The organism is Flavobacterium magnum (genome assembly GCF_003055625.1).
GTDB lineage: Bacteria > Bacteroidota > Bacteroidia > Flavobacteriales > Flavobacteriaceae > Flavobacterium > Flavobacterium magnum.
In genome coordinates, this window is the sequence record NZ_CP028811.1 from 2,441,850 (window position 1) to 2,455,075 (window position 13,226).

The following is a 13,226-nucleotide window of genomic DNA, read 5'->3' on the forward strand; positions in this document are numbered from 1 at the left end:
GAAAATCAAGCCGCATGATTATTTCTCCAGCCAAAGCCGCGCGTTCACAAACGCCTGGTGCCAGGGTGACACTTCATCCCGTCGTCCTTCGGGATAATGCGCCCAGTTCCATTGGAACGTCGATCGCTCAATATGGGGCATCATGACCAGGTGGCGTCCGTCGTCGCTGGACATCATCGCAATGTCGAAGTGCGAGCCGTTTGGATTGGCAGGATAGCCTTCGTAAGCGTATTTGGCCACAACGTGATATCGGTTTTCGCCGTATGGCAGTTCAAATTTTCCTTCGCCATGCGAAATCCACACACCGAGGGTACTTCCGGCCAGTGACGACAGCATCACCGAGTTATTTTCGTGGATTTTTACCGACGTAAACGCGCTTTCGTGCTTGTGGGAATCGTTATGCCTCATTTTTGGTTTTTCCGAATGATCCGGATTGATCAGCCCCAGTTCAATGAACAGTTGGCAGCCGTTGCAGATGCCTACCGATAAAGTATCTTCCCTTTTGAAAAAATTACCAAGTGCGGCCTTTGCTTTTTCGTTGTATAAAAAAGCGCCTGCCCAGCCTTTAGCCGATCCCAGGACATCGGAATTTGAAAATCCGCCGACTGCACCAATGAATTTTATGTCTTCAAGGGTTTCGCGTCCTGAAATCAGGTCGGTCATGTGCACGTCCTTGACATCAAAACCTGCGAGATACATCGCGTTGGCCATCTCGCGTTCAGAATTGCTTCCCTTTTCCCTGATGATGGCCGCCTTCGGACGTGGCTTGAACGGATCGACAACCGGTTTTTTCCCATCAAAGTCCTTAGGGAAAATAAATTTCAGTGGCTGGTTCTTGTAATTTTCGAAACGCTCCTTTGCTTTCTTCCGGCCGGATTGCCGCTGGTCGAGTAAATATGAGGTTTGATACCAAACGTCCCTGGTCTGCGCGATATCAAAGCGCAATTGGTCGCTGTGATTCTTAATCTGCAGGCTGTTGCCGTCAGTCGCCTTTCCGATATTAAATACTGCAATCCCATGACTATTGAAAACGCTTTCAATGCGTTCGTCAGCCTGGAAAACCAAACCGATATTTTCCGAAAAAAGTAACTTTACGGTGTCAACTTCATTGATTGCGGACAGGTCGAGGTTGGCGCCCAGATTGACATCGGCAAAACACATTTCAAGTAACGTGGTAATCAATCCGCCGCTTCCGATATCGTGTCCGGCCTGAATTTGGCCTTCGCGGATCAATTGCTGCAGGGTATTAAACGCCGTTTTGAAATAGTTGGCGTCAAGCACGGTTGGTGCTTCCTGTCCGATCTTGTTTAAGGTCTGCGCCAATGAGGAACCACCCAGTTTGTGACTGTCATTGGATAGATTCAGGTAGTATATGTTGCCGCCGTTTTTCCTAAGGACCGGTTCCACGACCGCCGAAATGTCGTTGCAGTTCGCCGCCGCAGAAATGATCACGGTGCCTGGCGCGATGACGTCACCATCAGCATACTTCTGTTTCATCGACAATGAATCTTTTCCGGTCGGAATGTTGATCCCCAGCTCAATCGCAAAATCAGCACACGCCTGTACCGCTTCATACAACCTCGCATCTTCACCTTCATTTTTACAGGGCCACATCCAGTTTGCCGACAGCGATATGCTGCTCAGGCCGTCTTTCAACGGAGCCCATACAATGTTCGACAAGGCTTCGGCAATCGCATTACGGCTGCCCGCTGCCGGACTGATCAGCGCGGAGAGCGGGGAGTGCCCAATTGACGTGGCAATGCCCTCTTGTCCGTTGTAATCCAATGCCATCACACCTACATTGTTCAGCGGCAATTGCAATGGCCCGGCACATTGTTGTTTGGCCACTTTTCCGCCGACGCAACGGTCTACCTTGTTGGTAAGCCAGTCCTTGCAGGCCACGGCTTCGAGTTGCAGTACGTTCTCGAGGTAAGTTTGGATGTGGCTCACGTGATAATGCAAATCCTCGTAATGGCGCGCAATCCGACGGTCATTCATGATTACTTTTGGAGAGCTTCCGAACATGTCGTTGAGCGCCAGATCCATGGGTTTGGCACCTGTTTTTTGGGATTCAAATGTAAATCGGTGCGAACCGGTTACCTCGCCGACGGTGTACATTGGGGCACGTTCGCGTTCGGCCACCCTTTCGAGCAGCTGCAAATCCGCTTCACCAATCACGAGCCCCATTCTTTCCTGGGATTCGTTGCCGATGATTTCCTTCGCCGAAAGCGTGGGGTCACCAACAGGCAATGCATCGAGATCAATGAGTCCGCCGGTTTCCTCGACCAATTCGGAAAGGCAGTTCAAATGGCCGCCTGCACCGTGGTCGTGGATAGAGATGATCGGGTTGTTGTCGCTTTCGACGAAGGCACGGATGGCATTTGCGGCGCGTTTCTGCATCTCAGGGTTGGAACGCTGGATGGCGTTCAATTCAATTCCGGAACTGAAAGCGCCTGTATCCGCTGAGGAGACGGCAGCACCGCCCATCCCGATGCGGTAGTTTTCCCCTCCCAGGATTACCACTTTATCACCCTGGGCAGGTTTTTTCTTTATCGATTGCTCCGCTTTCCCGTAGCCGATCCCGCCTGCCTGCATGATCACTTTATCATAGCCCAGCCTGCGGCCTGCTTCTTCGTGTTCAAAGGTGAGTACAGAGCCGCTGATCAGCGGTTGGCCGAATTTATTTCCGAAGTCGGATGCACCATTTGATGCTTTGATCAGTATGTCAATCGGGGTTTGGTACAGCCATTTTCGCTCCGGCATGCCATTTTCCCACTCCCGGTTTTGGTTGAGCCTGGAATAGGCCGTCATATACACGGCTGTTCCCGCGAGTGGCAAGGAGCCCTGCCCTCCGGCCAGCCTGTCGCGGATTTCACCGCCTGACCCGGTCGCTGCGCCATTGAACGGTTCGACGGTTGTGGGGAAATTGTGGGTTTCCGCTTTCAACGAGATGACGGAATCAAAAGGTTTGATTTCGTAAAAATCGGGTTTGTCTGCCGACTTCGGTGCAAATTGGTCAATGCGCGGTCCTTTGATAAACGCGACGTTATCCTTATAAGCGGAAACAATATCATTCGGATTTTCGGCAGCGGTCTTCTTGATCAAACGGAATAGGGAAGTAGGTTGTTCGTTGCCATCGATGACAAAAGTGCCGTTGAAAATCTTGTGGCGGCAGTGTTCTGAATTGACTTGTGAAAAACCGAATACTTCCGAATCTGTCAATTTTCTGCCGATGCGCACTGAAAGGGCATTCAGGTAATCCACTTCCTCGTCGCTCAGGGCAAGCCCTTCGGATTGGTTGTAGGCCGCAATGTCATCAATGTCGAGAATGGGCTCGGGCGTTATGTCTATCGAAAAGATATTTTGGTCCAGCGTGGCAAATTGCTGTGAAAGCATCGGATCAAAATTTGTGTCTCCGTCTGCAACCTTATGAAATTCCTCAATACGTATGATCCCGTCGATGCCCATATTCTGGGTAATTTCGACGGCATTGGTACTCCAGGGCGTCACCATAGCGGCACGGGGTCCAATAAAAAAATCCGTAAGCACGGATTTTTCTATTTTATGAGCGTCGCCAAAAAGCCAGTTAAGTTTTGAAATATTTTCTGCCGAAAGGGTCTCCTGCGTTTGAACAGCAAATACGGTACCGCTTTCGTTTCCGAAGAAATGAACCATTGTAAGTGTTTTAGTGTGTTGTGTGGCGCAAATTTATGCCTTATAACTTTTATAAGCAAAAAAAAAGCCGACAGGTTGCCGGCTGGCCGATAAAGATTTAGCTGTTATTTTTTTCGTCGCATCACAATCTCCATGCTTTTGTATTCCTTTCCGTCAGGAGCGGTTTCAAACATTTCCATTTTTTGTGTATCATTGTCCACCATGGTCCAGGTTTCCCTTACTTTCTTCATTTTTTTGGTCATCGGATCCATGCTTTCACCGGACATTCTGACGGTTTTGGACGATAACTTTCTGACTTTCGTGGATTAATTTTCCTCAGGAAAGGCGGCGCTCTGGTAGGCACCCATATCGGGAGGATTGGAAGTGCGTACCGTACCATTCACATCGACTGGAACTGAGAAAGAGGTACTTCCTGTCTGAAATGCTGCAGATTCCGGGCTGATATTGAGCTTGTTGTTATCCGCATTAAAGAATTTAGGGTCAAACTGCTGGCTGGTTTTGGCAATCAGGCAGCCGTCATACAAAGTAGGATCGGAAAAATTATAAAGCGGATTATTGGTAAATTCATTATCCACATTATTGAAACGAATCAGGCAGTGGTCGAACTTATAATTAAAAGTCTGTGTCTGGTCGTACTTCAATAAGTTAAGTTCCCCTTGATTTGAACCGTAAATAATACAGTTGTTGAAATTGGCTTCCGTTAACGGATTAGATTCAGGGTCTGCGCCTTCAATAAAATTATTCAGCAGCACCGCCGACTGTGCTGATGTCGGCCAGTCATTGTTGAAAGTACAGTGCGTCATATTGTATTTTCCGCCGTAAGTACCCGCAAAGCACGCCTGCCCGCAGTTGTTAATGACGAGATTTTCTCCACTGATGTTTCCGTTCCGGGCCAGGATTCCGGCAACAGAGTTGTTATAAATCTGTGTATTGCTAACCGACATTTCCCCGGCATTATTTTCGACAAGGAAACCCACCACGGAGTTTTTCAATGTAAGGTGATTGATATGCCCCATACTTCCTGAGGTCAGCCATACGAGACCCCACTGTCCGGGCACATCGGAAAAACCCGGCTCGAGTCGGTCGCCTTCAAAGATGACTTCATTTTCCAGGGCTTCCGTGGATGATACATTCCCATTTACATTCAAAGTCGCGCCGTTGGCGACGATAATGCCCGAATCTGCATGGAAATGAAGTCGGGCACCCGCTTCAATATTCAATGTCTTACCGCTGGCAACACCCGCATAACCATAGATCACGTAGGGTTTGTCATTTGTTAACTGGTACTCGTTGCCGTGCACCGGATCGTTATCATCGAGAAAAAAACCGTAAATCTGCTGCGCATTTTCGCCGGAACCTAAAGTCAGTGTTTCCGTAGTGCCGTCCTCAAATTTCTGCGGATACAGGAACACGGCATCCTGGATTAAGGTCACCAATTCCACTTTTTGAAAATCAGTCGCATTGCCAAACTGGATCTGGTCTGTATAAAGGAAATCATCGGGGTTGGCATCGGCGATATTGGCGGTGGTCTCCACAAAAATAAACAGGCTGTCTTTGGCCAAAAGCTCTACATTATTGAAGATTTTGCCGTTGTTGCCGGTCATGCCATCTACAGTGATGCGGTATTTTGAAGCCAGTCCCTTGCCGAGTTGGATCGTCGGGATCGAAATATTGTCGTTGGATTTATTATACACTTTCAGGGTGTAGGTACTCGAACCGATGTCAGTGAAAACCGTATCCAGGTATACCGTGTCTTTGGAGAAAGCGAGGCTGCCTGTGCTCGGCTGAAAATCGAAGTCGGTACGGCAGGAAGCCAATGAAATCAAGGCAATTATAAAGGCGGCAAATACGGTTTTACGCATCATGGAATGTAATTTCGGTAAAAATAGTAAAATTTGTTCAGCACAAGTTGGTATGCAAACGCCAAAAAGCAAATATTATTCTTTAGGCTAAAAGTCTTAAAAACCGTACTTTTACGTCAAAATTTTTTGGATGGCTTTTGATAAGGTAAAACTGCTCGCCCTTTGCAATACTTTTTCACAAAATACTTTAATGCAAACGTTGGGCATCAGCTATGTGGACGCCGGTGAGGACTTCCTGACGGCCACGATGCCCGTGAATCCCGGTGTGCATCAACCGATGGGATTACTCCACGGCGGCGCAAGCGTAGCGTTGGCCGAAAGTGTCGGCAGTGCGGCTTCGATGCTGTTTACGGATTCTGAAAAAGAGGAGGTGAGGGGTATAGAAATTTCGGCAAACCACTTGCGCAGTAAACGTGAAGGAATGGTTTGGGGTACTGCCCGTATCATACACAGGGGCAAAACGTTGCATCTATGGGAAATCAGGATTACCGACGAGGAACAACGACTCATCTGTCTGTGCAAACTGACCAATATTATTCTTCCAAAAGAGAGTTCAAGATGAGGGCTGGAATCCCGATGATGTCATTATTGGACAAAGCCGGCGGAAATTTGAGCGCAGGATTGCCATTTGTACTGTATAAAAAACCCGATCACGCGGCTGTACGTGGTTTGTTTCAGAAATCATCGCAGTTGCATACGGCAGACGATTTTGACGGAAAGGGCTATGTATTTGCCCCATTTTATCACGGGGAAACCTTAATCATCCCTGATCATGATGCCGACTTTTTATATTCGATCTACGAAAACGACGGACATCTGAATTCAACTTCGGTGACAACGGCTAATGAAACGGGCAGGGATTTTCACCTCAAATTGGTTACCAAAGGCATTCGTGCGATTTTGGACCACGATTTTGAGAAAGTCGTGTTGTCCAGAAAAGAACGTTTCGATCTTGTTGCTTTTGATTTCCGAAAAATTTACGCCGCCTTGCTGCAGAATTACCCCGAGGCCTATGTTTACTGCTGGTTTCATCCGGAAACAGGATTTTGGTTTGGTGCCTTCTCCGAGCAACTGCTGCGAATCAGCGATGGGAAACTGCACACAATGGCCGTTGCGGGCACACAAAAATGGCATGAAGGACTGACCTGGCAGGAAAAGGAAAAACACGAACAGCAATTTGTCTCCGATTTCATTTCCGACGCGTTGAAGGATTTTTCAATATCGGTACAATCCGGAAACCCTTACACGCTGAGGGCAGGGGCATTGGCGCATATCAGGACCGATATTTCCGCGGATTTGAAACCTGATGCTGATTTGAACGGCATCATAGGCGCGCTGCATCCGACGCCGGCAGTCTGCGGACTCCCTAAGCGCCCGGCGTTGGAATTTATCCTGGAAAACGAAGGTTACGACAGGGATTTTTACGCCGGATTTCATGGCGAACTGAACCGCGATTTCCTCCACGGCACCGGGCAAACCGATTTTTTCGTGAACCTGCGCTGTATGCAGGTGGACACCGATGGGATTTCGGCCGGGATCTGCGTAGGCGGCGGCATAACAAAGGATAGCGACCCCGAAGCCGAATGGCTCGAAACGGTACATAAGTCACAAACGATAAAAAAAGTTTTATTTTAGATATGATTATGAAATTAGATATTTTGGCATTTGGCGCCCATCCTGACGATGTCGAGCTGGGCTGTGGCGGAACCCTCGCGAAGGAAGTGTCGCTCGGCAAAAAAGTTGGCATCGTCGATTTGACGCGGGGTGAACTCGGAACACGTGGTACAGCCGAAATCCGTGATGCTGAAGCCAAGGCAGGTGCCGTCGCTTTGGGAATCGAAGTACGGGAAAACCTGAACATGCGCGATGGTTTTTTTGTAAATGATGAAACGCACCAACTTGAGGTAATTAGGACAATCCGGAAGTATCGGCCCGAAATCGTGATCTGTAATGCCGTTGATGACCGGCATATCGATCACGGAAAGGGCAGCAAACTGGTTTCTGACGCGTGTTTCCTCTCCGGATTGATCAAGATTGAAACCCAACATGACGGACTGCAGCAATCGGCCTGGCGACCAAAAGTCGTTTACCATTACATCCAATGGAAGAATATCGAACCCGATTTTGTCGTGGACATCTCCGGATATATTGACAAAAAAACCGACGCAATCCTGGCGTACGGTTCCCAATTTTACAAGCCCGGAAGCAACGAGCCTGAGACGCCGATTGCCACGAAGAATTTCCTTGACAGCATCCATTATCGAGCGCAGGATCTCGGACGATTGATTGGGAAGGATTATGCCGAAGGATTTACGGTGGAAAGATATTTGGCGGTCAATAGTTTAGCCGACCTGATATAATTTTTTCATTTTTTTCTTTGCCGAATCAACCTTTTTACAATATATTTGCACTCACAAAACACACGGTGGTTGTAGCTCAGCTGGTTAGAGCATCGGTTTGTGGTGCCGAGGGTCGTGGGTTCGAACCCCATCATCCACCCAATTTGTAAGCCTTGAGGAAACTCAGGGCTTTTTTTATTCCCAATTAAAACTTAAATGGTTTTTCTGCGACTGCGCAAATGCTTAAATTAGTATTAAAACGAAACGCTATGTCAGAACACATTTCAATCGGGCACCGGATTACCGTGCCATCGCTTCGGGATTACATCATTACGCACCAACTTAACGCAGGGGATTCCCTGGTGGTGAGTCCACAGGATTTCCAGGAACTCGTTCATGAGATCAAAACATCCGGTGATGGGATTCCGGATTTTCCTTTCAACCTGCTGGGGGTCAACATTCTTAAGGATTCAACTGACACCGTTCCGATTGGGAAAGTACAGATCGTAAAAAATGAAAAGCCATATCTTTAGATCTGGCTTTTTATTATTTTAAGGAATTCATCCTGGCGGTCGATGAAGACGTTGTGTGAGCTGTTTTCGATATAAAAAACATGGTCTTTCCCTATGAGTTTACTGAGTTTCTCAATCTGGTTTTCAGAGTACAGTCCGTCGTCCCTGCCGTATAGTCCGATTACTTTCATTTTCTTTGACAAATCTGAAATATCCGCTGACAGGTCCAGTGAGGTGTAATTTTCATTTTTCCAGAAACCCTTCGGGCCTTGAGGTGTCATCTGCGTGGCGTATTTGTATTCAGGAGTTTTTTTGAGGTCGTCATAAATCTTTTGTGCATCGGGCGTGATCAATCCCGGTTTATAAAAACCGTTCTGCATCGCATACATAAAGCAATAGCTGCTGAATTCAAGGCTGTTTTTGTCCATCTTTTCAAGCATATCCATATAGCCGAGGCTCGACTGGTCATTCTTATCAGCGTATATTTTCCTGCAGCGCTCAATAATGTTCGCAAACGATTCCTGCAGCGATATGGGTGCGCCTACCAAGACGACGGCATTTACCTTCTCCGGATGCTTTTGGGCGTAATAGGTGGCCACGATCCCTCCGAAACTATGTCCGATGAGTGTCACCTTTGGAATCTTATATTCTGACAATATCCGGTCGACATCGCTGATGGTTTCTTCAAAGGTGAATTTTGCATTTTCATCCGCCGACCTGCCTTCGCCGCGGCGGTCGTAAACTATCACAAAACACCCCTGATCGGCAAGCTTTTGCGCCGCGGAGGCCTCAAAATTGGCGCTGTTGTAACCCGGTCCGCCGTGCAGGAACAGCATCGGTTTGGCCTGTTCAGAACCAAAAGTCCTGATATAAAGTTGTTGTGCCGAAATGGCGTGGGCCAGCATTAAAAGTAAAAGCAATACGAATTTTCTCATGTGCCCATCTGTTTATTTTCCGTCTTTGTCGACTGTAATGCGCTGGTCCCTGTTTGCAATATCCCACGCAATGGCGAACGCAAGCTGCGCCCGTTTGGCTAATGCATCAAATTCAATCTTGCTTACTTCATCGGTATCTTTGTGATAATCGGCGTGCGTACCGTTGAAAAGGAATACCGACGGAATCCCCTGTTTTGCAAAGTTGTAATGATCCGATCTGTAATAAAACCGGTTCGGATCTTTGCGGCTGTTGTATTTGTAATCGAGTTCGAGATTCGTAAACTGTTTGTTGGCCGCCTCGCAGATATTATACAAATCGGTTGAGAGATAATCCGAACCGATCACATACACGTAATTACTTTGGCTGTGCAGGTCATCGCGCCGCCCGATCATATCAATATTGATGTCCGCTACCGTATTTGCAATGGGGAACAGCGGGTGTTCCGAATAATACCTCGAGCCATGCAAGCCGTGTTCTTCGCCCGTAACGTGCAGGATTAAGATCGAACGCTTCGGCCCATGCCCGTCTTTTTTGGCTTTTTCAAATGCCTGCGCGATTTCCAGCAGGGCCACCGTTCCCGATCCATCGTCATCGGCGCCATTGTAAACCTTACCGCCCTTGACCCCCACGTGGTCGTAATGGGCCGATACCACAATAATTTCTTCCGGCTTTTCTGAACCTTCAATGAAAGCCCAGATGTTCTCGGAATCAGGCAGATTTTCGCCGTATTTTCCGTTCATATATTCCGCGGGGACTTTTTGGTAAAAACCATCAGCGCCTTTCGGATAGGGAATGTCATCGGATTTGTACTGGCTGATCAGGTAAGCACCGGCTTTTTTCTGGCCTACTGAACCGGTTTCGCGGCCTTCCATTTCATCTGAAGCGACAATCGTAAGGTGCGTCCTGAGTTCCTCGGCGGTAATGGTATTCATGTACTTCTGCTCATAGCCGGCAGGTTTCGTGCTGGAACAGCTCGCGAGCAGTCCTATTGATGCAAAATATAAGAGTTTTTTCATGTTAGTGGATATTTACGAAAGTATACAAGGCGAATAGTGACAATATCGCTATTATAATCAGGGAGTTAATAAAAAAAAGCACCAGTGTCTTGAAAAAAGACAACGTCCGGGTTTCGCCGTAAAAACGGTGGTGTGCCGGAAAGATATAATAAATCATCCAGCAAACCAGGATAAAAAATACAAATCGGGATACGATCTCAGCAATATCGGAATGCAGTAAACCCAATAGTCCGTCAATGCAGATCGCAATCAGGGAGACCAACAGCAGGAACGAAAAGTAATGCAGCGTGAAAATGCCGTGGTCAAAGTAATACCATCGCTTCTTGCTATGGAAAAGCCACAGGAAAAACGCAAAAATCGGCATGTAAATGAACAGTACTTTCGGAAAGTTATGCAGGAATGACTCTTTAAATTTGGTTGCAATTTCTTCTCCCGACAGCCGGCGTTCCCTGAGCATGGTGATTTTGCTGTACAGCCAGTATTTCGGTTGACTGTATCGTTTGGCCGTCGGCAATGATTTTTGCACGGAATCCATTTCGCGCATCGATTTATACCCCATGTTTTCGCCCAGCCCGAAAGATGAAAAATTATCCTCAAGGCTTTGCTTCATCAGGTCGGCTTCGTCTTTGTTATACCAGCCGGCGACCCTGAGGGAGTCTATCCTTTTTTGCTTGGCAAGGATCAGGTCGATTTCACGGATTTCCTCCAGTTCATTCTTAGTCAGTTTTGTGCCGGGTTTCGGTTTCATCTGTGCCAACGGAAGGTCGTGGAACTCTTCGCCGGACGCCATCATGGTGATGACAAGGAAAGTAATAAAACTGATGAAAATATACAGCCTTACCGGTGCAAGGTAGGAGAGGCGCCTACCTGAAAGGTATTCTTTTGTAAGCGACGCCGGCTTGAAGAGCAGGTTTCGTATGGTTTTCCAGAACGCATTTTCATAGTGCGTCAGGTCCTCAAAGAAGTGAAAGAAAAGATGGTGGAACGTCTTTCGTGAATCGGTGTTTTCCTGGCCGCAATTCGGGCAATACCGCTGGTCAACGACGTAGTTGCAATTCAGGCAGGTTTTGTCTTTTCTGATTTGGCTTTTGGACATAAAAAACGGTATAAAACTGTTTGGTTCAGAAGCTAAAACTACTAAAAAAAATCAGATTGTATACCGTTTCCTACAGCACTTTGATTATTTGAGCAACTCTTTGAGGAAATCCAGCAGACTTTCCCATGAACGTTTGTCCGCTTTCTCATTGTACGCTGCGCCTTTCGAGTTGTCGTTTCCGGCATATGGATCTGTAAATGCGTGCACAGCGTTGGCATAATATACCATTTGCCAATCGGCCTTCGCTTCACGCATTTCGTTTTGGAAGGCCGCCACTTCGTCTGCAGGCACATTCGGATCGTCGGCGCCATGCAGGACGAGCACCTTGGCCGAAAGTGGATTGTTTGGCCTCGTGGCCTCTTTTTTCAATCCGCCGTGGAATGACACCACACCCTTCACGGGCATTCCCGCACGGGCAGCCTCAAGCGCGCCTGTCCCGCCAAAACAGTAACCCATCACAACAATATTATTGGCATCGGCTCCCGCTTTGACGAGTTGGGCCAACGCCAGGCTGATGCGTTTCTGGTACGCTTTGTAATTTTGCTTGTAATACCCGGCCTGTTTCCCGGCTTCCGCAGCATCCTTCGGATAATTGCCCTCACCATAAATATCTGCGATAAAGGCATAATAACCCAAATCGGCCAACTTCTGGGCGCTTTCTTTCGCGTGCGCGTCGATCCCCTTCCAGGCCGGAAGGATGAGAACGCCCTTTTTGTCGCCCTGGTTTCGGGCAGGAGCTATCGAAAAGCCGTTTAACTTCTGGCTGTCGTCATTGTAGACTACGGGTTTCAACTGCGCGAAGGTGCCGCAGGTCACCATTGCGATGCATATTGTAAGTAAAGTTTTCATAGGTTTTTTTTTAGTGTTAGACTCACAAATATCGGGAATCTGATTTTTGTAAAGTTTGCGGTGGAAGAAAATTAACTTCATTTTGATAACTTTGGCTGAAAAAAGCGTATGCAATTAAAAGCCACTACTGTACCACAGTACCTCGACGAACTACCCGAAGGGCGTAAAGAAGCCGTTGAAAAACTGAGGGCGACTATTTTAGCGAATTTGCCTGAAGGTTTTTCTGAAGGCATGGGTTATGGCATGATCAGTTATTTTGTGCCGCACAGCATCTATCCGAGTGGGTACCATTGCAACCCAAAGCTGCCACTGCCGTTTATGAGTATCGCTTCGCAAAAGAATTTTATCGCGCTGCACCACATCGGGATTTATGGCAGCGGGGAATTGCTGGATTGGTTCGTTGGCGAATACCCCAAGCATTCTGCATTGAAGCTGGACATGGGAAAAGGGTGCATCCGGTTTAAGAAACCTGAGTCAATCCCTTTTGAACTGATCGCCGAGTTGAGCCGGAAAATTTCTGTCCGGGATTGGATAGCGATGTATGAGCAAAACTTAAAAAGGTAGTCAGCGGAAAGTAGCGTAAACCGCAATCACGACAATAATCCCCGTAATGATAAGTAAAAACCTCACCAGTCCCAGTTGCGGATCATGGGTTCGGCTTTTGGTGAATACAGGTTTTCGGGATAATTGCTGGATTTTCATAGTATGGTTTTACGAGGTAAAATTATCATTAGTATCTTCATTGCACAATACCTGAAAACCCTGAAATTTCGCTTAATCGCTTGCCTATTTTTGCAGAGCCAGCCGAGGGTTTTTGCAATAAAAACAGTGTTATATTAAGGGTTTTTACCTAATGATGAAGTATAAATACCTATTATGATCAGTAAAAACCCCTAATCCGATTGTTTTTTTTTAATTTATTTTTGCTTCCAAACAATTAA

The 13,226-nt window shown here is 47.2% G+C and carries 12 protein-coding genes, 1 tRNA gene and 1 pseudogene; 6 read left to right on the forward strand and 8 right to left on the reverse strand.

What is annotated here, in order from left to right; all coding sequences use genetic code 11:
* Window positions 1–18: 18 nt before the first annotated feature.
* From purL to HYN48_RS10270, 3 genes and pseudogenes are all read right to left on the reverse strand, one after another.
* On the reverse strand, window positions 19–3,675 hold the full coding sequence (purL, locus tag HYN48_RS10260; RefSeq protein ID WP_108371374.1) for a phosphoribosylformylglycinamidine synthase: 3,657 nt from the start codon (window positions 3,673–3,675) through the stop codon (window positions 19–21).
* A 104-nt stretch (window positions 3,676–3,779) separates the two neighbouring features.
* Window positions 3,780–3,947, reverse strand: a pseudogene (locus tag HYN48_RS10265) (DUF1579 family protein); the annotation flags it as partial.
* Between the two features lie 33 nt (window positions 3,948–3,980).
* Window positions 3,981–5,540 (reverse strand): hypothetical protein, encoded by a 1,560-nt coding sequence (locus HYN48_RS10270; protein ID WP_342747838.1) that lies wholly within the window; start codon window positions 5,538–5,540, stop codon window positions 3,981–3,983.
* 127 nt (window positions 5,541–5,667) lie between these two features.
* Here HYN48_RS10270 and HYN48_RS10275 point away from each other — a divergent pair, with 127 nt between their 5' ends.
* From HYN48_RS10275 to HYN48_RS10295, 5 genes are all read left to right on the forward strand, one after another.
* Window positions 5,668–6,099, forward strand: coding sequence for a PaaI family thioesterase (locus HYN48_RS10275; RefSeq protein WP_108373548.1), 432 nt, complete (start codon window positions 5,668–5,670; stop codon window positions 6,097–6,099).
* On the forward strand, window positions 6,096–7,172 hold the full coding sequence (locus tag HYN48_RS10280; protein ID WP_181248453.1) for a chorismate-binding protein: 1,077 nt from the start codon (window positions 6,096–6,098) through the stop codon (window positions 7,170–7,172). The genes HYN48_RS10275 and HYN48_RS10280 overlap by 4 nt, the downstream gene beginning before the upstream one ends.
* A gap of 8 nt (window positions 7,173–7,180) precedes the next feature.
* The gene (gene bshB1 / locus HYN48_RS10285) at window positions 7,181–7,897 is read left to right on the forward strand and encodes a bacillithiol biosynthesis deacetylase BshB1 (protein ID WP_108373551.1); all 717 of its coding nucleotides are present in this window, start codon (window positions 7,181–7,183) and stop codon (window positions 7,895–7,897) included.
* 65 nt (window positions 7,898–7,962) lie between these two features.
* Window positions 7,963–8,036 (forward strand) — tRNA-His (locus HYN48_RS10290).
* Window positions 8,037–8,145: 109 nt separating this feature from the next.
* Window positions 8,146–8,409, forward strand: a complete 264-nt coding sequence (locus HYN48_RS10295; RefSeq protein ID WP_108371381.1) for a hypothetical protein — start codon at window positions 8,146–8,148, stop codon at window positions 8,407–8,409.
* Here the strand turns inward: HYN48_RS10295 and HYN48_RS10300 are convergent.
* The 4 genes from HYN48_RS10300 to HYN48_RS10315 all read right to left on the reverse strand — a co-directional run bounded on the left by HYN48_RS10300 (window position 8,406) and on the right by HYN48_RS10315 (window position 12,285).
* A complete protein-coding gene (locus tag HYN48_RS10300; RefSeq protein WP_108371383.1) occupies window positions 8,406–9,323 on the reverse strand; it encodes an alpha/beta hydrolase in 918 nt (305 codons plus the stop codon). The genes HYN48_RS10295 and HYN48_RS10300 overlap by 4 nt on opposite strands.
* Window positions 9,324–9,335: 12 nt before the next feature.
* Window positions 9,336–10,340 (reverse strand): M28 family metallopeptidase, encoded by a 1,005-nt coding sequence (locus tag HYN48_RS10305; protein ID WP_108371386.1) that lies wholly within the window; start codon window positions 10,338–10,340, stop codon window positions 9,336–9,338.
* 1 nt (window position 10,341) lies between these two features.
* Window positions 10,342–11,436: a DUF3667 domain-containing protein gene (locus HYN48_RS10310; RefSeq protein WP_108371389.1), complete on the reverse strand. Its 1,095-nt coding sequence runs from the start codon at window positions 11,434–11,436 to the stop codon at window positions 10,342–10,344.
* Between the two features lie 84 nt (window positions 11,437–11,520).
* Window positions 11,521–12,285, reverse strand: coding sequence for a dienelactone hydrolase family protein (locus tag HYN48_RS10315; protein ID WP_108373553.1), 765 nt, complete (start codon window positions 12,283–12,285; stop codon window positions 11,521–11,523).
* Window positions 12,286–12,393: 108 nt separating this feature from the next.
* Here HYN48_RS10315 and HYN48_RS10320 point away from each other — a divergent pair, with 108 nt between their 5' ends.
* Window positions 12,394–12,849: a DUF1801 domain-containing protein gene (locus HYN48_RS10320; protein WP_108371392.1), complete on the forward strand. Its 456-nt coding sequence runs from the start codon at window positions 12,394–12,396 to the stop codon at window positions 12,847–12,849.
* Here HYN48_RS10320 and HYN48_RS15285 read toward each other — a convergent pair whose 3' ends face one another.
* Window positions 12,850–12,987 carry a hypothetical protein gene (locus HYN48_RS15285; protein WP_181248454.1) on the reverse strand — a complete coding sequence of 46 codons (138 nt, stop codon included), beginning with the start codon at window positions 12,985–12,987 and terminating at the stop codon, window positions 12,850–12,852.
* Between the last annotated feature and the right edge of the window lie 239 nt (window positions 12,988–13,226).